The sequence below is a fragment of the Micromonospora sp. S4605 genome, from assembly GCF_003176715.1.
GTDB classification, from domain to species: Bacteria; Actinomycetota; Actinomycetes; order Mycobacteriales; family Micromonosporaceae; genus Micromonospora; species Micromonospora echinaurantiaca.
The window spans coordinates 58,072-76,761 of record NZ_QGSW01000186.1 but is presented as its reverse complement, the minus strand read 5'-3'; the positions used below and the strand labels follow the sequence as shown (position 1 = coordinate 76,761).

The following is an 18,690-nucleotide window of genomic DNA, read 5'->3' as shown; positions in this document are numbered from 1 at the left end:
CCGCGGACCACCCGCTGCCGGCCGCCGCCGCCCGCCCCGCGCGCACCTACAGAGAAAGAGTGGCCATCCCAGCCGGAATGGCCACTCTTGCACTGTTCGTGCGGTCGCCCGGAGCGGCCGGAGCGGCCGGGGGCGGTGGTCAGGGGCGGGCGGTTTCCGCCTCGACGGTGCGGCGGCCCTCGTCGACGGCGTCGGCCGAGCGGCGGGCGGCGGCGGCCGGCAGCGGGTGGTCCGCGGTCAGGTGCAGGCCCGGCACCCGGTCCTCGATGACGAACCGGGCCCGGGTGTGCGCCGGCGCGCCCGGTCGGCTCACGTACGGCAGCACGTCGAAGTCGGCGGTGAGTTCACCCGGGGTGATCGTGGTCCGGACGTAGCCGCGCAGGTTGTTCTGGAACCGCAGGTGCGGGTTGAACGCCAGCCACGGGTGCGAGCCGGTCGCCGAGTCGGCCCCGTCCCCGCCCGAGGTGATCGAGGAGCAGACCAGCTCACTGCCGACCGTGCGGGAGGTCGGGTCGGCGTAGTCGAGCTTCAGGTCGCTGGCCCAGTGCGCGTGCACGTCCCCGGTGAGCACCACCGGGTTGCGGACCCCGGCGGCCAGCCAGCCCCGGGTGATCCGGTCGCGCGAGGCGACGTAGCCGTCCCAGGCGTCCATGCTGGTGACGGTCAGCGGCCCGGAGTTGTTGTCCCGCTGGGCGAAGAAGACCTGCTGGCCGAGGATGTCCCAGCGGGCGTCGGAGCGGCGGAAGCCGTCCAGCAGCCAGGCCTCCTGCTCGGCCCCGGTGATCGAGCGGGCCGGGTCGGCGGCCGCGGCGCAGTTGCGGTAGCCGTCGCCGCAGGCCTGGTCGTCGCGGTACTGGCGGGTGTCGAGCATGTGGAAGGTGGCCAGCCGGCCCCAGCGCACCCGCCGGTAGAGCTGCATGTCGATGCCGCGCGGCACGGAGGTCCGACGCAGCGGCATGTTCTCGTAGTACGCCTGGAAGGCCGCCGCCCGCCGGGCGGCGAACTCCGGGTCCGGCGCCTCGGGCGTCTCGTCGGCCCAGTTGTTCTCCACCTCGTGGTCGTCGAAGACCACCACCCAGGGCGCGACGGCGTGCGCGGCCTGCAGGTCGGCGTCGGTCTTGTACTGGGCGTGCCGCTGCCGGTAGTTGGCCAGCGTCCGGGTCTCCGGGCCCTCGTGGTCGCGCGGGTTCCCGCCGGGCGCGTTGTAGGTGTCCGGCGCGTACTCGTACTGGTAGTCGCCCAGGTGCAGGATCAGTTCCGGCTCGGTCTCGGCCAGCCGCCGGTAGGCGGTGAAGTATCCGTGCTCGTACTGGGAGCAGGAGGCGAAGGCCATGGCCAGGGCGGCCGGCATGCTCCAGGGCGCCGGCGCGGTGCGGGTGCGGCCGACCGGGGAGAGGTGGCCCTCGGCCCGGAACCGGTAGAAGTACTCCCGGCCGGGCAGCAGCCCGTCCAGCTCGACGTGCACGCTGTGCGCCGACCCGGGCCGCGCCCAGGCCACCCCGCGCCGGACGACGTGCCGGAACCGCTCGTCGGCGGCCAGTTCCCACTGCACCGGCACCACCCGGTCCGGCATCCCGCCGAGGCCGTCCTCGGCCAACGGCTGGGGCGCCAGCCGGGTCCAGAGCACGAAGCCGTCGTGGTCCGGGTCACCGGAGGCGACGCCGAGGGTGAACGGGTACGCCAGCCGGCGGGTGCCGGTGGCCGGCGCCCCGGCGGGCTCCGCGCCGGCGGCCGCGGGCAGGCCGACGGCGCCGGCGGCGCCGACCGCCGCGCCGCTCAACAGGATCGTTCGTCGGGACAGTGCCACGAATTCCTCCCCAGAGTCCGGTTCTTGCCGACCTGGGGAGCGTCCCGAGCGTGGGTGACCGCCAGATGACCGGAAGGGCTCCTCGTCGTCGCCAACGGCCGAACAAGGAGCCCTTTCCGGCGTGCTCAGACGGCGAGGTCCCGCCGGGTGAAGGCGGCGGTGCCGGCGGCGACCAGCAGCACGGTGGTGCCGAGCAGCAGCAGCGCGCCGGCCGGCTGCACGCCGTCGACCAGCGGCGAGCCGCCCAGGTACCAGTGGAACGGGGACACCTCCCGGGCCCAGGCCAGCCCCTCCACCTGCGGGAAGACCGAGTTCGCCAGGTAGCCGAGCACGGCCACCGCGGCCCCGGTGCCGAGCGCCGCGGCCCGCCGCCCGGTGGCCGCGCCGACGGCGAAGGCGAGCGCGGCGAAGGTCAGCCCGAACAGGGCGAGGTGCACGGTCATCGCCGCGAAGCCACCGGCGCCGATGCCGTCGAACTGGGCCGGCCCGCTCAACGCGACCATCGCCAGGCCGAGCAGGACGGCCACCGCGACGATGCCGGCCGCCACCGCCGCGAAGCGCAGCAGCGCGAGCCGGGTCCGGCTGACCGGGTGGGCCAGCACCAGGTCGAGGGTGCCGGCCTCCTCGTCGCCGGCCACCGCCCGGGTGCCGGCGGCGATGGCGAAGACCGCGACCAGCAACGGCACCAGCAGGCCGTAGACGGCGCTGCCGAGGTAGCCGGCCGCGGTGGTGAGGTCGCTGTAGTTGAACGCCTCCAGCACCCCTTCCGGATACGCCGCCAGGGCCTCCTTCATCTCCGGCGTCTGCACCGTCGGCCAGAACGAGGCGTACATCGCGCCGACGGCGACGATCGCCACGGTCCAGCCGAGCAGCGACCGGCGCGCGTCGTGCAGCGCCTTGGTGAACGGGTCACGCAGCAACACGGGTGTCCTCCTCGCGGGCGTAGTAGCCGAAGAAGATCTCCTCCAGGTCGGGCTCCTCGGACAGCAGCCCGACGACGGTGTGCCCGGCCGCCGCCTTGACCAGCGCGTCGGCCCGCCCGTCCAGCCGGCACCGCAGGGTGCCGCCGGTGACGCTGACCTCGCTGACGCCGGGCAGGTCGGCGAACTCCGCCGCGGTCACCGGGTCGGCGAAGTGGATCTCGACCTTGCGGACGGCCTGCTCGCGCAGCTCCTCGACGCGGGCCACGGTCACCAGCCGGCCCTCGCGGATGATGCCCACCCGGTCGGCGGTCTGCTGCACCTCGCTCATCACGTGCGAGGACATGAAGACCGTCCGGCCGCCGGCCCGCGCCTCGCGCACCAGGGACAGGAACTCCTGTTGCAGGAACGGGTCCAGCCCACTGGTCGGTTCGTCGAGGATGAGCAGCTCCGGTTCGTGCATGAACGCCTGCACCACGCCGACCTTCTGCCGGTTGCCCTTGCTCAACCCCTTGATCCGCCGGCCGAGGTCCAGGTCGAGCCGGTCGGCCAGCTCCTCGATCCGAGTCCGGGGCACCCGGCCGCGCAGGTTGCCCAGGTAGGTCAGCAGCTCGCGGGCAGTCTGCCGGCCGTCGACGACGAAGTCGCCGGCCAGGTAGCCGATCCGGCGGCGCAGTGCCACCCCGGCGCGGCGGGGGTCCGCGCCGAGCACGCTGACCCGGCCGCTGGTCGGGCGGATCAGGTCGAGCAGCAGCCGGATGGTGGTGGACTTGCCGGCCCCGTTCGGGCCGAGGAACCCGTACACCTCGCCGGGCTCGACCCGTAGGTCCAGCCCGGTCAGGCCGCGGTTGCGGCCGTACGTCTTGACCAGCTTCTCCGTCTCGATGGCGAGCTCAGCCATCGCCGTCTCCCTTCCCCTGGTACTCGGCCTCGAAGCGTTCGACGAGCTTGGGCACCTCGCGTTCGATGAACGCGTAGAAGTCGCGCATCACGCGCAGCCGCTCGGTACCGGGGGCGTCCTCGCCGCCGGCGACGGCCAGGCCGCGCTCCATCAGCTCCCGGAACGCCCGGAACTTGGTGGCGTCGGCGGCGATCCGGATGATCGCGTCCGGCCTGACCTCGTACGCGTGGCCGCGATGGCCCGGCACCGGCACCCGGCGGGCCAGGCCGCTGGTCTCCAGCAGCCGCATGCCGGTGCTGACCGAGCCCTTGGAGAGCCCGAGCCCCTCCGCCAGCTGGCCGCTGGTCTGCCACGGCGGGTCGCAGACCAGCAGCCAGCCGAGCAGCTTGCCGTACGCCGGCGGCAGCCCGAGCCCGCTGAGGACGACGGCGGCGTCCTCGGCGTACCGGCGTTGGGCGGTCAGTTCCGTCATCATCTCCTCGTTCCGAACGTTCAATAAGTTCTGAACAAAGAGTACGCGCTGGGGCCGGGACGCGGAAGTCCGGGTGGGGTCAGCCGTCGCGGAGCAGGTGGCGGAGCCGGCCCGGGGTCTGCCCGAGCTGGGCGCGGACCGTCCGGGTCAGGTGGGCCTGGTCGGCGAAGCCCAGCTCCGCCGCGACGGTGGCCAGGTCGGCCCCCGCGGCGAGCAGGTCGAGTGCCCGCCCGACGCGCAGCCGGTTGCGGTACCGGGTCAGCGGCACCCCGACCAGCGCCTGGAACGAGCGGCTCAGCCGGTACGGCGACACCCCGAGGGCCCGGGCCAGCGGCAGCAGTCCGGCCGCCTCGGGCGCTCCGTCGCGTACCGCCGCCCGGGCCGCGGCCACCAGCGGCCGGTCCCGCTCCGGCGCGCCCGGTGCCGGTCCGGCGGCTCCGGCGACCAACCGAACCAGTCGCTCGGCGGCGGCGAAGTCCGGGTCGGGCTGGGTGGTGGCGCGCAGCAGCAGCCGGTGGGCCAGGTCGAGGCGGGCGTCGACGTGCACCACGGCCGGCGCCGGCCGGTCGGCGAAGAGGTCCCGCCAGAGCCGCTCCGACAGGTGCAGCGAGGTGCAGTCGTCGCCGCCGGCCGGGTGGGCGAAGCGCTCCTCCTCGCCGGGCACCGTCAGGTAGCCCACGGTCGGGTCGACGAACTCCTCGCCGCCGCGTCCGTGCCGGCGGAAGCCGCCGCGGCGGGTGAGCACCATCCCGTACGCCGAGTTGCGCTCGGGTGCCGACCAGCGGGTGTGGTCGTCGCGGCAGCGCACCCCCTGGATCCGGAAGTCCGGATGGCTGGCGAGCACGGTGCTGGTCCGCATGCCGGCCAGGGTAGCCAGCGCCGGCGGGCGCAAGGATCGACAAGACGGCGGGCCCGGCCGCCGGCAGGGTGGCGGCATGAGCGAGCCGAACTCGAAGCGGCGTGCCGCGCTGCTCGTCGTCCTGCTGACCGGACAGGCGATGGCCTCGATGGACACCTCGATCGCCGCGGTCGCCGCGCCGACGATCCGGGCCGACCTGGCCGGCCCGCCGGCGCTGGCGCAGTTGGTGCTGGCCGGCTACACGCTGGCCTTCGCCGTGCTGGTGGTCACCGGCGCGCGGCTGGGCAGCCGGCACGGTCCGGGCCGGGTCTTCCTGCTCGGCCTGGCCGGCTTCACCGTCGCCTCGCTCGCCTGCGGGCTGGCCCCCGGGCCGGGCAGCCTGGTGCTGGCCCGGGTGGTCCAAGGGGCCACCGCGGCCCTGCTGGTGCCGCAGGTGCTGACGCTGATCCAGGCCCGGTTCGAGGGCGCGGCCCGGACCCGGGCCATCGGGGCGTACTCGATGATCCTGGCGCTCGGGGTCGCGGCCGGGCAGGTGGTCGGCGGCCTGCTGGTCACCCTGGACCTCGGCGGGCTCGCCTGGCGGGCCGCGTTCCTGGTCAACGTGCCGGTCGGGGTGCTGCTGCTGGTGCTGGGCCGGCGGGTGCTCGCCGCGGTACCGGACCGGCGCGGTCGGGAGGCGCTCGACCCGCCCGGGGTGCTGCTGCTCGGCACCGCGATGCTCACCCTGGTGGTACCGCTGGTGCTCGGCCGGGACCTGGGATGGCCAGGGTGGGCGGTGCCGGCCGTGGCCGCCGCCGGCGCCGTCGGGCTCGGGCTCTTCCTGCGGTACGAGGACCGGCTCGCGCGCCGGGGCGGGGCGCCGCTGCTCGACGTGACCGTGCTGCGGCTGCCCGGCGTCGCGGTCGGCCTGCTGGCGGCCGCGACGGTGATGGGCTGCTACGCCGGCTTCCTGTTCAACCTCACCCTGTGGTTGCAGGACGGGCTGCGGATGAGCGCGCTCGGCGCCGGGCTGGCCTTCCTGCCGTACGCCGCCGGGTTCGCCCTCTGTGGCCTGGGCGTGCCGCGACTGCCCGGGCGGTGGCGCGACGCCCTCCCGGTGGCCGGCCCACCGGTGCTGGCCGTGGTGGTGCTGGCGGTCTGGGCACTGTCCCGGGACGGCTGGCCGTGGCCGGGAGTGGCCGCGTTGCTGCTGGTGGGCGGCGCCGCGCACGCCGCCGCGTTCAGCCCGCTGGTCGCCCGGCTGGCCGCCGTCGTGCCGGTCGGCGCGGCCGCCGCGCTCTCCGCGCTGGTCTCCACCGGCACCCTGCTGGCCGCCGTGCTGGGCGTCGCGCTCCTCGGCGGGCTCCACCTGAGCCGGTCGCCAGGGGCGGCCGCCACGGCGACGGCCGCTCTCCTGCTGGTCGGCGCCGCGGCCGCCCACCGCTCCCGGGCGGCCGCCCCGCACGCCGGACCCGGCGGCGGCGCCGGTGACCAGGACCACCGGCCGGGCGCCGGGCGGCCGGCTGTCCGGCGCGACGGGGCGCGGCCGGAGCGGACGACCTCGGCGAGGTAGTGGCCCGGACGTTCGCCGAGGCCACCACGTCCCGGAACGATCTTCGAGGGTCGCGGCGCGGTCGACGCGTCAGGCGGCGGTGGCGGCCAGTTGCGTGATCCGGATCCGGGTGACCAGTGCGTCGAGCAGGCCACGCAGCAGGGTCTCGGTGGTCGGGTCCTTGACCGTCCCGTCCGCGGCGAGCCTCTCGTGGGCGTTGGTGACGATCACCTCCGGCTTGCTGACCACGGCCGAATCGGTCCACAGGAAGAGCTGCCGCAGCTGGAGTTGGGCCCGTACGGTGCCCATCCCGGTCGGCGCGGCGCCCATGATCGCGACCGGCTTGTGGGCCAGCGGGGAAACCCAGGCGGTTACCGGGAAGGTCGGCCGGGACGCCCAGTCGAGCGCGTTCTTCAGCACCCCGGGCACCCCGTAGTTGTACTCCGGAGTGGCGATGAGCAGGGCGTCCGCCGCGGCGATCCGCTCCCGCAGGTCGACCACGGTGGCCGGCGGCTGCGCCTCCCGGTCCTCGCTGAACGGCGGGACGGCGGCCAGGTTCCGGTACGGCTCGATGGTCAGCCCGGTTGGCGCGAGCCGCTGCGCGGCCCGGATCAGCGCGGTGTTGAACGAGGCGTCGCGCAGGCTGCCGGAGATGGCGAGGACCGAGAGATCGGACATGGGGGTGTTCCTCCTGACATTGCTCCCGCGATTTACGTGAGCTGCTCGATAGTAGAGCTGTTCAACTATCGGTGCGCAAGTAGGATGTGAGGCATGGCGCAGAGCACCGTTTCCCCCACCGGGCCCGACGTGGACCGGCGCTCCGGGCTGGCCGGAGACGCGGTGCGGCGGATCATGCACGTCGCCTCCGCCCTGCGGCACTACCAGGACGTCGAGATCGCCGCGCTGGGGCTGACCCCAGCGGTCGCCCGAGCCCTGCACGAGCTCGACCCGGACCGTCCGCTGCCCGCCCGCGACCTCGCCGAGCAGCTGCGCTGCGACCGCTCCAACGTCACCGCGCTGGTCGACAAGCTGGAACAGGCCGGGCTGGTGCAGCGCAAGGTGGACCCGGCCGACCGGCGGCAGAAGACCCTGGTGGTGACCGACGCCGGCCGCCGGATGCGGCAGCGGGTGCACGAGGTGATGTCCGACTCCCGGCTGCTCGCCGGGCTCACCACCGACGAGCTGTCCACCCTTCGTGACCTGGTCTGGAAGGTCTCCGATGGTGGCTGCCCGGAGGCCTGCGGCACCGACTGAGCCGCCCGGGGCGGTTCGTGTCCGACTGGGCGAGCGGGCCCATCGTCGGTAATGCTGTCCGACGTGACCACCCCGCAAGATCTCGACGACCGGCTCCGGGAGGCCCTGGCCGCGCTGGCCGCCCCCGAGCAGCGGCGTGACCCGGCCGAGCCGGTCACCGACGGCGCGGCGCTGACCGGCGCGCAGGCGCTCGACCTGTTCGACGCGCAGGTCACCAGCCGGCAGCTCGACCTCGCCGGGCGCTGGCTGCGCAGCTTCGGCGAGGGGTACTACACGATCGGCTCGGCCGGCCACGAGGGCAACGCCGCGGTCGCCGCCGCGGTACGGGCCACCGACCCGGCGCTGCTGCACTACCGCTCCGGCGCCTTCTACTGTGTCCGGGCCGCGCAGGCCACCGCCGATCCCGACTCCGCCGGCCCGGTGGCCGCGACCGCTCCGGCCCGCGACGCGGCGGACACCACCGCTGACCAGCACCCGGCCGCCGACGACCGCGCGGACGGCGCCGGACATGGCGAGGGCGCCGCCGGCCCCGCCGGGGACCGGCCGTTCGCCCGGGGGTACGCCGAAGCGGCGCGGGACGTGCTGCGCGGGATGGTCGCCTCGGCGCGCGAGCCGATCGCCGGTGGCCGGCACAAGGTCTTCGGCCGCGCCGACCTGGCGGTCGTGCCGACCACCTCGACCATCGCCTCGCACCTGCCGCGCGCCGTCGGGATGGGGCTGGCGGTGGAACGGCTGCGCCGGCTGGACATGGCCGGGCGGCGCACCGGCACCGGGGTGCGGATCGGCAGCGGCGGCGGCGCCGAGCACGCGCCCTGGCCACCGGACGCCATCGTGGTCTGCTCCTTCGGCGACGCCTCGGTCAACCACGCCAGCGCCACCGCCGCGTTCAACACCGCCGGCTGGTACGACCACACCGGCCTGCGCATCCCGGTGCTCTTCGTCTGCGAGGACAACGGGCTGGGCATCAGCGTCCGCTCCCCGAAGGGCTGGGTGGCCACCGCGTTGCAGGCCAGACCGGGGATCCGGTACTTCGCCGCGGACGGCACCGACCCGCTGCGGGCGTACGAGGTGGCGGCGGAGGCGGCCGCCTGGGTGCGCCGGCACCGGCGGCCGGCGGTGCTGCACCTGAGCACCGTGCGGCTGATGGGGCACGCCGGCGCGGACGTCGAGACCGCGTACCGCGGGGCCGAGGAGATCGCCGCCGACCTGGAGCGGGACCCGGTCGTCGGCACCGCGCGGCTGCTCGTCTCGGCGGGCGTGGCGACCGGCGCGGACCTGCTGGCCCGGTACGACGAGATCGGCTGGCGGGTGCGGCGGATCGCCGAGGAGGTGCTCGACGAGCCGAAGCTGACCGCCCCGGCCGAGGTGGTCGCCCCGCTCGCGCCCCGCCGGCCGGTGCGGGTGGCCTGGGCGGTGGCCGACGCGGCGGCCCGGGCCAGCGGCCCCGGCGCGGCCGCCCGGGCGGAGTCGTTCGGCGGCAAGCCGCCCGAACTGGCCGGCCCGCTGACGCTGGCGCAGAGCATCAACGCCGCGCTCGCCGACGGAATGCTGGACCACCCGCAGATGGCCGTCTTCGGCGAGGACGTGGCCGCCAAGGGCGGGGTGTACGGGGTGACCAAGGGGCTGCGGGACCGGTTCGGGGCGGCCCGGGTCTTCGACACGCTGCTCGACGAGACCTCGGTGCTCGGGCTCGGGCTCGGTGCCGGGCTGGCCGGGATGCTGCCGGTGCCGGAGATCCAGTACCTGGCATACCTGCACAACGCCGAGGACCAGTTGCGTGGCGAGGCGGCGACCATGCAGTTCTTCTCGCAGGGGGCGTTCCGCAACCCGATGGTGGTACGGGTGGCCGGGCTGGCGTACCAGGAGGGCTTCGGCGGGCACTTCCACAACGACAACTCGGTGGCCGTACTCCGGGACGTGCCAGGGCTGGTGATCGCGGTGCCGGCGCGGCCGGACGACGCCGCGCCGATGCTGCGGACCTGCCTGGCCAGCGCGGCGGTGGACGGCAGCGTCTGCGTCTTCCTGGAGCCGATCGCGCTCTACCACACCCGCGACCTGTACGCCGATGGCGACGGGGAGTGGCTGGCTGGCTATCCCGAGCCGGGCGCCTGGGTGAGCGGGCACGTGCCGATCGGCCGGGCCCGGGTCTACGGCGTCGGCTCGGCCGAGGACGTCACGATCATCACCTTTGGTAACGGCGTACGGATGTCGCTGCGCGCGGCGGCGGCGCTCGCGGACGAGGGGATCGGCACCAGGGTGGTGGACCTGCGCTGGCTGGCGCCGCTGCCGGTGGCGGACATCATCCGGGAGGCGGCCGCGACCGGGCGGGTGCTGGTGGTGGACGAGACCCGGCGGTCGGGCGGCGTCGGCGAGGGGGTGATCGCCGCTCTGGTCGATGCCGGATATGTCGGTGCCGCGCGGCGAGTCGCCGGAGTTGACTCGTTTGTACCATTAGGTCCGGCGGCACGTCAGGTTCTGGTCTCCGAGGAAGCCATTACCCAGGGTGCCCGTACGCTCCTGGCACGGTAAATTCCGTTCCACCCGGTGCGCCACTTGCGCGGGGAGCCACAACTGTGTGGACTTTGCCTGACGGCGTCGCCGACGTCGCTAGCAGGGATGAGATGAGGAGGCACGCGACAGTGAGCGCGACCGCTGGTCAGGCCGCCGACGGGGTACGCAGCCTGGCGGACCGGTTCGGGATCGAGCCGGGGATGGTCGTCATGGAGATGGGGTACGACGACGACGTCGACCAGGATCTCCGGGACGCCCTGACCGACCGCTGTGGAGAGCTGGTCGACGAGGACACCGACGAGGTGGTCGACGCGGTGCTGGTCTGGTACCGCGACGGCGACGGTGATCTCTTCGAGCTCCTCGTCGACGCCCTCGGCCCGCTGGCCGACAACGGTGTCGTGTGGCTGCTCACGCCCAAGGCGGGGCGCGAGGGGCACGTCGAGCCGAGCGAGATCGCCGAGTCCGCACCCACCGCCGGCCTCCAGCAGACCTCGACCGTCAACGCCGGCCGGGACTGGAGCGGCGCGCGGCTCGTCCTGCGTCGCGGCGCCAAGAGCCGGAAGTAGGCCGGCTCCGCCCGTCCGGCAGCGGCTGCCGCCGCCGGCCCCACCCGGCAGCCCGACCCGGCAGCCGCCGGGTGTGACAGGCTGGGTGCCGTCCCGACTTGATCCCCAGGAGCTGGCATGCCGATCGAGGTGGGCGCCGAGGCGCCGGACTTCGTGCTGAAGGACCAGAACAACCAGGAGGTCCGGCTCTCGGACTTCCGCGGCCGGCGCACCGTGCTGCTGGTCTTCTACCCGCTCGCCTTCACCGGCACCTGCCAGGGTGAACTGGCCGAGGTGCGGGACAACCTCGACGACTACGTCAACGACCAGGTCCAGGTGCTGACCGTCAGCGTCGACTCGGTCTACAGCCACAAGGTGTGGGCCGACCGGGAGGGCTACCAGTTCCCGCTGCTGGCCGACTTCTGGCCGCACGGCGCGGTCGCCCAGGCGTACGGCGTGTTCAACGAGACCGCCGGCTTCGCCGACCGGGGCACGTTCGTGATCGACAAGGCAGGCCTGGTCCGCTTCGCTGAGCGCAACGGCCCGGGCGAGGCGCGCGACCAGCAGGCGTGGCGCAAGGCGCTGGCCGAGGCCGCCGCGGCCTGACCGGTCGGGCACGCCGTGCGACCGGGCCGGTGGCGGGCAGGGTAAGCTTGCCAACCTCCGGCCCCGTACGGGCGTTCCGGGCGCGTAGCTCAGCGGGAGAGCACTCGCCTTACAAGCGAGGGGTCGCAGGTTCGAAACCTGCCGCGCCCACCACACCTCATCAGCACAACCGCCGGCCAGCTCCATCAGCAGGAAAACGACGGTGTGCCGCAGGTCGTGCAGCCGGACGGCTAGCCGGGTGGTGACGGCGGCTCGGGCGGGCGTCTGCGGGCGCGGGCTGCGTCGGATATGGCGATCCCGGTCAGGACGAGGGCAGCGGCGGCGGCGACCACGACTGGCGGCAGGGGGAGCATCGCCGGTGTCAGGGCGGCCAGCGCAAGGACGCCGATCGGTCGGGACCGGGACACGCGGCCGAATACCGCGTGCTCGAAGCGGGCGCGCCCGGCCAGGTACAGCGCGGGTCCGCCGAGGATGACGACGATCCAGGCCGGTGGGGTGTGCCCGAGTGGGTGGGCGATGACAAGTTCGTCGCCGACGGCTGCAGCGACCACGCCGACCACCATGGCCAGGTGGGCGTTTGACGCCGATCGGGCGAGGCGGACCGGGTCGGCGGACACGGCAATCGCTTCCGCCAGGACCTGCCCAGCGCGGTAGATGTAGATCCGCCACAGCAGCACGGTGGTCGCTATCGACACTGCGAACGCGGCGAACGTGTCCGGCGCGAAGCCGCTGCTGCTCAGCGCCAGTCCGGTAACCAGGATCAGCTCGCCGAGCGCGATGATGAAGAACTGCCGGTAGCGCTCGGCCAGGTGTTCGCCCGAGATCACAAGGTCTTGGCTGGGCGTACGGCCCACCCCCGGGGTGGGAAAGCCGATCCTGCCTGCCGTGTGGTCAAGGACCACCGCGAGCGCCCACAACGCGCCACGCGCCGTACCGTGCACGAGCGCCCCCGCGATCCACGGCAGCGCCGACAGGCCGTACCAGAACAGCCCGCGCACGACGTGGCGCTGCAGTTGGTGGCCACGCAGAGCGGCCACGAGGACGAGCCCGCGAACGAGCTGGACGGCGACGTAGGCGCCCGCGAAGATCAGGCCCGTGTCGCCGAATGCTTCGGGCACCGCGGCCGCCATCACCAGGCTGCCGGCCATGGTCGCGATGACCAGCGCCTGGATTACCGGTCGTTGCGGGTCCGTCCGGTCGGTCAGCCAGGCGGTGCTGGACCAGACCCACCACATGGCCCCCAACAGCACCAGCGTCTGGAAGGCGCCGCTCCACCCGAGATCCTCGGCCAGGGCGCGCGAGAGCTGAGCGAGCGCGAGGACAAACACCAGGTCGAAGAAGAGCTCCAGGAACGTAGCCCGCTGCGGATCCCCGGCTTTCCGCACCAGCTCGGCCCTGCTCGTCGTCATCGGCTCGCCCGTTCTGCCAGCTTTGCTCCAGGTTTGGGGGCATTCTGACATGCGGCAGCGGCGCTGTGACCGTGGACGTGCTGCCGTGGACTGGGTCGAGCGACCTGCGTTACCCGGCCGGGCGATGGTCGAGGCTGGCGAGTTCCTCACATCCGTCGCTGCGGGATCGGATCACCCCACAGAAATTGCCTGGTCTCGCATGATGGTTGACACTCGGCCCCTCACCTGAGGCTTGCACGATCAAGACTGAGGCTGGCCATTACCCTTCTCGCCACTGGAGGTGAGAGTGCCGGGCCTGTACGACGAAATGCTTGCCCTCCTCGACGCGCCGCTGCCCGTAGCGATCGCGCCGGAGGTTCAGGTTCGCGCCGGTGAGGTCATCGACCGCTGGGACCTTTCGAGGTCAGACCGGTCGGCGCTGCGGACCTGGGGCCTGCCCGACGGACCACTGCTACGCCCGACGCTGCAGGTCGACCCACGCCCCGCGCTGATACCCAACGTCGCCGGTGAGCCAGAACGTCGACTCATCTCGACGGGCGAGAGGCTCTATCTGCTGGGCGTTTATGGCGCCGACTCCGATCCCACCCTCGCGATTCGAGTAGGGGCAGTGGCCGGCACTGGCCGAGTCATGGGCATACGAGCGCGGCCGATGACCGCAGATGACCTCCACCCACAGCTGCGCCCCTACCATCCGAACCTCTACCACCCGGCCGTCTGCTACTTCAACGCCTCGGTAGCGTCGTTCGTGGAGGTCGCCTGGCGCTGGCACGCGGCTGTTCAACTGCTCCGAGCACACCCCGAGCCACACCACACCGCGCCCCTCGAAGAGCACGAACAGCACCACGCCGAGGTGGACAGATCCTGCGAGGCTTTCCTCGCCCGCATGACGATGCTCGACCCCACGATGGGCGACCCCAACCTCAGCTCGTTATGGGTGACGACCATCGCTGACGACCTCTGAACCATTAGCGATCAAGGGCCCCCGAGCAGTTGCTGGCGAGCCGCGATGAACTCCTCGTCGGTCAACTCGCCGCGTTGATGCTGCCGGACCAGCAGCGACAGTTGAGAGACCTGGTCGTCGGTCGGACGGGCTGCCCCAGCGACCGGCGCTGGCGCCCAACCGCCCAGGTAGGGAGTAGCTGGCGGCGGTGTCGGCTGTATGACCGGACGGAAGAAGCGGTTGGCTGAGGGTCGCGCGAGCAGCACGACGACGACGATCAAGGCGAGCATCGCGAAGAGCGCAAAGCCACCGCTGAGGTACCGATAGGCCGGCGGGTACGCGGCCGGCAACCGCTGGTAGAACGTGTAAGTTCCGGAGGCGTCACGGCTGAAGGCGGACACATAGGCGATGCCGCTGAAAGCGGGCGTACCAGCTTGGGTCAGCCCACAGAAGCCGCACGTCAGGGACAGACCGATCGCGATCCAGGCGATGATGCGGCCCGCGAAGTGCCCCGCCCGCACCGAGGCCGCGAGACCCAGTAGGACCAGTGCCGCCACGGCGGTGATCAACGCCGCGACGTAGGGCAACGCCGAGGCCACTGGCTTGAGAGCGTCGAAGGCACGTGGGTCGACCTCGGAGGCGTTCAGTGCCTCGCGCACACGGTCCGGATATGCGGCTGCCCCAGCGGCGACCGCCACCGCGTCCGCGAGATACCCGACGGCCACGACGGTCATCAGAGCCGCTGCAATCGTTACCGACCGCGGCCGTCCACCTTCCTCCGCCCGATCCACCATCGGCACTCCCTCCTCAAGAGATCGCCGGTGACGCTAGCAGCGGCCGTCAATGGGGCGCGATCGCTCGAACGCCTCGACCACACTCTCATCGAAAGAAGCAGATGACGGGTGACAGATCCGGTTCCCCATTCACGAGGGCCGCCCGCCGAACTGCCAGTTGTGGACCTCGATGTCGGCGTACCGGTCCGGGCTGAGGATGGCGCGTGCGGCATCCGGGTCGGGCGCCTTGAGCAGCACCGCCGTGCCCAGCCATGTGGTGCCGTTGTCGGACAGCAGCGGCCCGTAGGCGATCAGCTCATCCCGGTTGGACGGCACGACGAAATCGGCAGCCTCCCCCGAGCCGAGGCCGAGCACCAGGTAGCGGTTACCACCGGTACGGCCACCGGGAAAATCCCACATGGTCCGCCCCAGCACGTTCCGCCACCGGCGCAGCAGGACGTCCCGATACACGCCGGCCTGGTAATTGGGCTCGTCGAGAGCAAAAGCGCGGGCGGCGGCGGGATCCGGCAGGTCGACGATGTGCAGGCTGCCGGTGGGGGTGCCGCCGCTGGCAAGGGTCGGGCCGCGGGCGATCATCCGCGACGCGTACCGGTCCATGTAGGACCAGTGCTCTTCCAGCAGGTTGCTACGCAGTGCCAAGGAACCGGGCCGATCGCGGTGGTAGCAGAAGAACTCCATGGCCCCAGTGTCACGCATCAGGTGAAGCCGACCTGCAACGCGTCAACCGGAGTACGACAGGGGCCAGAGGCACCATCGGCGTCGAGGACTGCTCAGCGGGACAGGCACGTGCCATCGGGCAGCGTCCCAGCTACGCCGGCCGCCTCGCCCGAGGGAAGCACGTAGCCGAGCACGCAGGCACCTTCAACCCGCGCGGCGAACACGAGCCCCTTGCCCTCGGTGATGTCGCCGGGCCGCGCGGGCCGTACGACATGGTCGATCAGGCCCACCCGGTTCAGCGCGTCCCGCAGCTCGCCGGCGCCGAGGTTGTCGCGCCTACATGGCCCGGGATCGCCGGCCGCAGTCGTCACGCAGACCGGCGGCTGTCGATCCATCACGGCCGACAGCTCCATTCGAAGTTCACCGGCTGCGAGTCGGGCGGCGTCCCGCGACGCTTGGCTGGGCGTGCTCCGGCCGGCCGCGACGGCGAGGTCCCAGCATGGATCGGGCATCGCTCCGGTCGGTTGCGGGGGTTGGAAACAGGTGATGGCTCGGGGGCGGTCGGTTCTGTCGCAGTGCTGCCGCTATGACTGCTCTGGACCAGGATCGGCGCGGTGAGCGCGACAGCGGCAGAGAGGACGAAGGCAGCACCGAGCGCTGCCGCTATGACGGCCGGTCTCGGTGAGCGCCAGGTCACCTGGCAGACAGTACGCGGATCGGCTTGGCTCCGTGTCCGAGCCTGTTCAGATGGTCGCTCGCTGGCTCGATGCGATCGTCACCGCCACAGCGGATTCGTCCGTCGTCGCGGCATCGACCTGCCGTCCAGCCAGCCCTGGGCATGTGGAGGATGTCCGAGGACCCCCTGACCCAGGTCGCAACGGATCGGCGCTTACGAGGTGGCGTGTTGGCCGTGGTCGCTGACCTGGGCGTCGAACCAGTGGTGCAGGGCGCCGCGAAGCTCGGTGTCGCCGGTCGTGTAGGTGAGGCGGGCCCCGTCCGGGGTGGTCGTGTAGTCGATGGTGATTCGTCCGCCGTGTGCGCGTAGCGCGTCGAGGCCGGGCATCTCGTTGCCGTGGATGCGGCCGGGGTCGGTGAAGTCGCCGCGCCGGAAGCGTTCCGCCTCCTCGGTCAGGTGCTGCCGGATGAGGGTGATCTGCGCGGCGTCCTGCGGATCGTCGGCGACGACGGTTTGCACGCCGCCGGTGTCGGTCTTGGTGAACCGGTGGGTCGTGCGTTCCAGGTCGAAGGGCATGACGGAGGCGCCCTTCTGGGCGATCTCGGCCTGTCGGCTGGAGCTCACCGTTGTGGGCGTCGGCGTTGACGGCGGTGCGCCGTCGGCGCAACCGCTGCTCAGCACGGTGGCAGCGGCGGCCACCAGGAGTAGGGCTCGACGGGCCGCTGAGCGGTCAGGACGGGTCAACAGTGGCCTCCGCAAGGGCTTGTAGTGCGCGTACCACGGCGGCGCGCTCGTGGTCGGGGATGCGATCGAGTAGGGCGGTGAGCCGGTCGCGGCGGGCGTCGGCCTGTCGTGCGGCTGCGGTGGCGCCGGCGTCGGTGAGCACGAGGAGGACACCACGGCCGTCGCCGTCGGCGGGCCCGCGGTGAACCCAGCCGCGATTGACGAGGTTGGCGACCAGGCGGCTGACGGTGCTTTTCTCCAGCCGCAGCCGGCGAGCCAGCTCCACCTGACGGAGTTGCCCGTCCCGGGCGATCTCCACCATGGCGTGCGCCTCGGAGACCGGCAGTGGCTGCCCGCAGGGGGTGCGGTCGGGCTGATGGAGGCCGAAGTTACGGACGAACCGCATCAGCGCTTCCTGTGCCGCATCCACCTCGCCGCCCTCCATGGTTCGACAGTACAACCATGTGGTTCGACAATGCAACCATCTGTGGTTTAGCGTGGCTGACCGACGCCGGCATGGGCCAGCGGGCGATGTGGACCCGCATTCAAGTCCTCATTGGCCGGTCAGGTGCTGCCGCTTGGAGACGAAGGTATGACGAGGGAGAACGGCCGTTACGTGGTCCGGGCGGGTCGAGCCTGCGACGTCGTCGAGCTCGCGCGCCTGCACGCGTCGGTCCAGCTCCAGGCGGTGACCCGCGGGCAACCACACCCGGGAATCGCTGCCTGGGTCGAAGACCTGCTGGATGCTCACCCCTCGGTCGTACCCGACGACTTCCTGGTGGCCGAGGACTCGGCCACCGGCCGTCCAGTGGCCAGCCTCGTCGGGCTGCGGCAGGACTGGGCACTGAGCGGGGTCCGGCTGCCGGTAGCCCAGATCGAGCTGGTCGGCACGGCGCCGGAGCACCGCGGGAACCGGCTCACCGAACGGCTCTTCGCCGCGCTGCATCAGCGGTACGCGGCCGAGGGTGTGCCGGTCCAGATGATCGAGGGGATCCCGTACTTCTACCGGCGGCTCGGTTACGACTACGCCCTGGCCAACGACGGTGCTGCGACGGTGCCCGCCGCAGCGCTGCCGGCGATCGGGGAGGACGACTCCTCCGGCGGCCTGACGGTGCGCCCGGCCACGGTCGCCGACGCGGACGACCTCGCCGCCATCGACCGGCGGCTGGCCGACGGGCAAGCCCTGGTGTGCCCGCGGGACGCTGAGGTGTGGCGGTACGAGATCGCCGGCCGTCGCCCGCGGGACATCGCGCGGCGCACCGTCGCCGTTCTGGTGAACGACGGTGACGTGCGGGGATACCTTGTCCACACCCCCCGGCTCGCCAGCACCGGAGAGCTGACCGTGGTCGCGGCGGCCTGTGCTCGACCGGCCGAGTGGCCGCGGGCCGCCACTGCCATGTACGCACACCTGGGCCGCGTCGGCCGGCGATGTTCGGCATCGGCGGAGCTGCCGTTCACCGCGGTCCGTTTCCTGCTGAACCCGGACCACCCGCTGGCTCGCCTGGGCCCGCCCGGCGTGCCGAAGCGGCCCCGAGGCTGGTACGTGCGCGCCACCGACCCGGCCGACCTGCTCGCCCGGCTGCAACCGCTGCTACGGAAACGCTGGCAGGTAGCCGATCTCCGATGGCCCGAGAAGACCCTGACCATCGACTCGTACGGCCGCGCCGCCAGACTGGAATTCGCTGACGGTGAACTGATCGCGGTGACCGCCATACCCGGCAGCGTCAGCCCGACGACCGACCCGCACACCAACGCGGCGATCCCACCGGGCGCTCTGCTCCAGCTGGCCCTCGGCCACCGCACGCTGCCCGAGGTGCTGGACACCTGGCCAGACTGCATCCTGCGCGACCATCTCACCGAACACGTCCTGACCACGGCGTTCCCCCGAGTGTCGGTCCAGGTCTGGCCCCGCAACTGACCGGCGAGAACCGCGAGCGGGTGTGCCGATCCCGCCCTTGCGCAATCGGCGCCGGGACGAAAATGGGTGGCCTCGCCAACCCGTCCGGCCCAACCTTGTAGCTGGACTTCTCCGCCGATCCAAGCACGAGAGGACTTCACCCCGCGTGACGCCGCCTGCTCTCTAGA

Annotated in this window: 19 protein-coding genes and 1 tRNA gene; 8 read left to right on the top strand and 12 right to left on the bottom strand. The window is 72.6% G+C overall.

Going from position 1 to position 18,690, the window contains the following annotated elements; translation table 11 throughout:
• Positions 1-139: 139 nt before the first annotated feature.
• From DLJ47_RS15280 to DLJ47_RS15260, 5 genes are all read right to left on the bottom strand, one after another.
• The gene (locus DLJ47_RS15280) at positions 140-1,807 is read right to left on the bottom strand and encodes an alkaline phosphatase D family protein (protein WP_109900677.1); all 1,668 of its coding nucleotides are present in this window, start codon (positions 1,805-1,807) and stop codon (positions 140-142) included.
• A gap of 125 nt (positions 1,808-1,932) precedes the next feature.
• Positions 1,933-2,730 carry an ABC transporter permease gene (locus tag DLJ47_RS15275; protein ID WP_233257845.1) on the bottom strand — a complete coding sequence of 266 codons (798 nt, stop codon included), beginning with the start codon at positions 2,728-2,730 and terminating at the stop codon, positions 1,933-1,935.
• Complete coding sequence (locus tag DLJ47_RS15270) at positions 2,717-3,628, bottom strand: ABC transporter ATP-binding protein (protein ID WP_109900676.1); 912 nt, start codon at positions 3,626-3,628, stop codon at positions 2,717-2,719. Before DLJ47_RS15270 ends, DLJ47_RS15275 begins: the two co-directional genes overlap by 14 nt.
• Positions 3,621-4,100, bottom strand: a complete 480-nt coding sequence (locus tag DLJ47_RS15265) for a GbsR/MarR family transcriptional regulator (protein WP_109900684.1) — start codon at positions 4,098-4,100, stop codon at positions 3,621-3,623. The genes DLJ47_RS15270 and DLJ47_RS15265 overlap by 8 nt, the downstream gene beginning before the upstream one ends.
• Positions 4,101-4,179: 79 nt before the next feature.
• A complete protein-coding gene (locus DLJ47_RS15260; RefSeq protein ID WP_109900683.1) occupies positions 4,180-4,959 on the bottom strand; it encodes an AraC family transcriptional regulator in 780 nt (259 codons plus the stop codon).
• A gap of 76 nt (positions 4,960-5,035) precedes the next feature.
• Between DLJ47_RS15260 and DLJ47_RS15255 the strand changes: the two genes are divergently transcribed.
• A complete protein-coding gene (locus DLJ47_RS15255; RefSeq protein WP_109900675.1) occupies positions 5,036-6,511 on the top strand; it encodes an MFS transporter in 1,476 nt (491 codons plus the stop codon).
• 69 nt (positions 6,512-6,580) lie between these two features.
• Here DLJ47_RS15255 and DLJ47_RS15250 read toward each other — a convergent pair whose 3' ends face one another.
• Positions 6,581-7,168 carry an NADPH-dependent FMN reductase gene (locus DLJ47_RS15250; RefSeq protein WP_109900674.1) on the bottom strand — a complete coding sequence of 196 codons (588 nt, stop codon included), beginning with the start codon at positions 7,166-7,168 and terminating at the stop codon, positions 6,581-6,583.
• 93 nt (positions 7,169-7,261) lie between these two features.
• Here DLJ47_RS15250 and DLJ47_RS15245 point away from each other — a divergent pair, with 93 nt between their 5' ends.
• From DLJ47_RS15245 to DLJ47_RS15225, 5 genes are all read left to right on the top strand, one after another.
• The gene (locus DLJ47_RS15245) at positions 7,262-7,744 is read left to right on the top strand and encodes a MarR family winged helix-turn-helix transcriptional regulator (protein ID WP_109900673.1); all 483 of its coding nucleotides are present in this window, start codon (positions 7,262-7,264) and stop codon (positions 7,742-7,744) included.
• Between the two features lie 51 nt (positions 7,745-7,795).
• Positions 7,796-10,273, top strand: coding sequence for a transketolase C-terminal domain-containing protein (locus tag DLJ47_RS15240; protein WP_109900672.1), 2,478 nt, complete (start codon positions 7,796-7,798; stop codon positions 10,271-10,273).
• Positions 10,274-10,383: 110 nt separating this feature from the next.
• Entirely contained in the window at positions 10,384-10,821 is a 438-nt protein-coding gene (locus tag DLJ47_RS15235) for a DUF3052 domain-containing protein (RefSeq protein WP_088992571.1), read from the top strand.
• 117 nt (positions 10,822-10,938) lie between these two features.
• Entirely contained in the window at positions 10,939-11,406 is a 468-nt protein-coding gene (locus tag DLJ47_RS15230; protein ID WP_088992572.1) for a peroxiredoxin, read from the top strand.
• Positions 11,407-11,484: 78 nt separating this feature from the next.
• Positions 11,485-11,559, top strand: a tRNA-Val gene (locus DLJ47_RS15225).
• 77 nt (positions 11,560-11,636) lie between these two features.
• Here DLJ47_RS15225 and DLJ47_RS15220 read toward each other — a convergent pair.
• Positions 11,637-12,815 (bottom strand): low temperature requirement protein A, encoded by a 1,179-nt coding sequence (locus DLJ47_RS15220; RefSeq protein WP_109900671.1) that lies wholly within the window; start codon positions 12,813-12,815, stop codon positions 11,637-11,639.
• A 286-nt stretch (positions 12,816-13,101) separates the two neighbouring features.
• On the opposite strand from DLJ47_RS15220, the gene DLJ47_RS15215 reads away from it, so the two are divergent.
• Positions 13,102-13,776 (top strand): SUKH-4 family immunity protein, encoded by a 675-nt coding sequence (locus tag DLJ47_RS15215; protein ID WP_109900670.1) that lies wholly within the window; start codon positions 13,102-13,104, stop codon positions 13,774-13,776.
• Positions 13,777-13,787: 11 nt separating this feature from the next.
• Here DLJ47_RS15215 and DLJ47_RS15210 read toward each other — a convergent pair whose 3' ends face one another.
• From DLJ47_RS15210 to DLJ47_RS15190, 5 genes are all read right to left on the bottom strand, one after another.
• Complete coding sequence (locus DLJ47_RS15210) at positions 13,788-14,489, bottom strand: SHOCT domain-containing protein (RefSeq protein ID WP_109900669.1); 702 nt, start codon at positions 14,487-14,489, stop codon at positions 13,788-13,790.
• Between the two features lie 189 nt (positions 14,490-14,678).
• Positions 14,679-15,227: a YciI family protein gene (locus DLJ47_RS15205; protein WP_109900668.1), complete on the bottom strand. Its 549-nt coding sequence runs from the start codon at positions 15,225-15,227 to the stop codon at positions 14,679-14,681.
• A 92-nt stretch (positions 15,228-15,319) separates the two neighbouring features.
• Positions 15,320-15,619, bottom strand: coding sequence for a hypothetical protein (locus DLJ47_RS15200; protein ID WP_109900667.1), 300 nt, complete (start codon positions 15,617-15,619; stop codon positions 15,320-15,322).
• A gap of 476 nt (positions 15,620-16,095) precedes the next feature.
• Positions 16,096-16,506 carry an aspartate carbamoyltransferase gene (locus tag DLJ47_RS15195; RefSeq protein WP_109900666.1) on the bottom strand — a complete coding sequence of 137 codons (411 nt, stop codon included), beginning with the start codon at positions 16,504-16,506 and terminating at the stop codon, positions 16,096-16,098.
• 106 nt (positions 16,507-16,612) lie between these two features.
• A complete protein-coding gene (locus DLJ47_RS15190; protein ID WP_109900665.1) occupies positions 16,613-17,050 on the bottom strand; it encodes a MarR family winged helix-turn-helix transcriptional regulator in 438 nt (145 codons plus the stop codon).
• Positions 17,051-17,197: 147 nt separating this feature from the next.
• Between DLJ47_RS15190 and DLJ47_RS15185 the strand changes: the two genes are divergently transcribed.
• Entirely contained in the window at positions 17,198-18,523 is a 1,326-nt protein-coding gene (locus DLJ47_RS15185) for a GNAT family N-acetyltransferase (RefSeq protein WP_109900664.1), read from the top strand.
• The last annotated feature ends 167 nt before the right edge of the window (positions 18,524-18,690 follow it).

What these genes read in the sequence shown, in the direction of transcription:
- DLJ47_RS15270 (WP_109900676.1), bottom strand. Translation starts at nt 3,628, where the DNA reads ATGGCTGAGCTCGCCATCGAGACGGAGAAGCTGGTCAAGACGTACGGC.
- DLJ47_RS15265 (WP_109900684.1), bottom strand. Translation starts at nt 4,100, where the DNA reads ATGACGGAACTGACCGCCCAACGCCGGTACGCCGAGGACGCCGCCGTC.
- DLJ47_RS15260 (WP_109900683.1), bottom strand. Translation starts at nt 4,959, where the DNA reads ATGCGGACCAGCACCGTGCTCGCCAGCCATCCGGACTTCCGGATCCAG.
- DLJ47_RS15255 (WP_109900675.1), top strand. Translation starts at nt 5,036, where the DNA reads ATGAGCGAGCCGAACTCGAAGCGGCGTGCCGCGCTGCTCGTCGTCCTG.
- DLJ47_RS15250 (WP_109900674.1), bottom strand. Translation starts at nt 7,168, where the DNA reads ATGTCCGATCTCTCGGTCCTCGCCATCTCCGGCAGCCTGCGCGACGCC.
- DLJ47_RS15245 (WP_109900673.1), top strand. Translation starts at nt 7,262, where the DNA reads ATGGCGCAGAGCACCGTTTCCCCCACCGGGCCCGACGTGGACCGGCGC.
- DLJ47_RS15240 (WP_109900672.1), top strand. Translation starts at nt 7,796, where the DNA reads ATGCTGTCCGACGTGACCACCCCGCAAGATCTCGACGACCGGCTCCGG.
- DLJ47_RS15230 (WP_088992572.1), top strand. Translation starts at nt 10,939, where the DNA reads ATGCCGATCGAGGTGGGCGCCGAGGCGCCGGACTTCGTGCTGAAGGAC.
- DLJ47_RS15220 (WP_109900671.1), bottom strand. Translation starts at nt 12,815, where the DNA reads ATGACGACGAGCAGGGCCGAGCTGGTGCGGAAAGCCGGGGATCCGCAG.
- DLJ47_RS15210 (WP_109900669.1), bottom strand. Translation starts at nt 14,489, where the DNA reads ATGACCGTCGTGGCCGTCGGGTATCTCGCGGACGCGGTGGCGGTCGCC.
- DLJ47_RS15205 (WP_109900668.1), bottom strand. Translation starts at nt 15,227, where the DNA reads ATGGAGTTCTTCTGCTACCACCGCGATCGGCCCGGTTCCTTGGCACTG.
- DLJ47_RS15200 (WP_109900667.1), bottom strand. Translation starts at nt 15,619, where the DNA reads ATGGAGCTGTCGGCCGTGATGGATCGACAGCCGCCGGTCTGCGTGACG.
- DLJ47_RS15190 (WP_109900665.1), bottom strand. Translation starts at nt 17,050, where the DNA reads ATGGAGGGCGGCGAGGTGGATGCGGCACAGGAAGCGCTGATGCGGTTC.
- DLJ47_RS15185 (WP_109900664.1), top strand. Translation starts at nt 17,198, where the DNA reads ATGACGAGGGAGAACGGCCGTTACGTGGTCCGGGCGGGTCGAGCCTGC.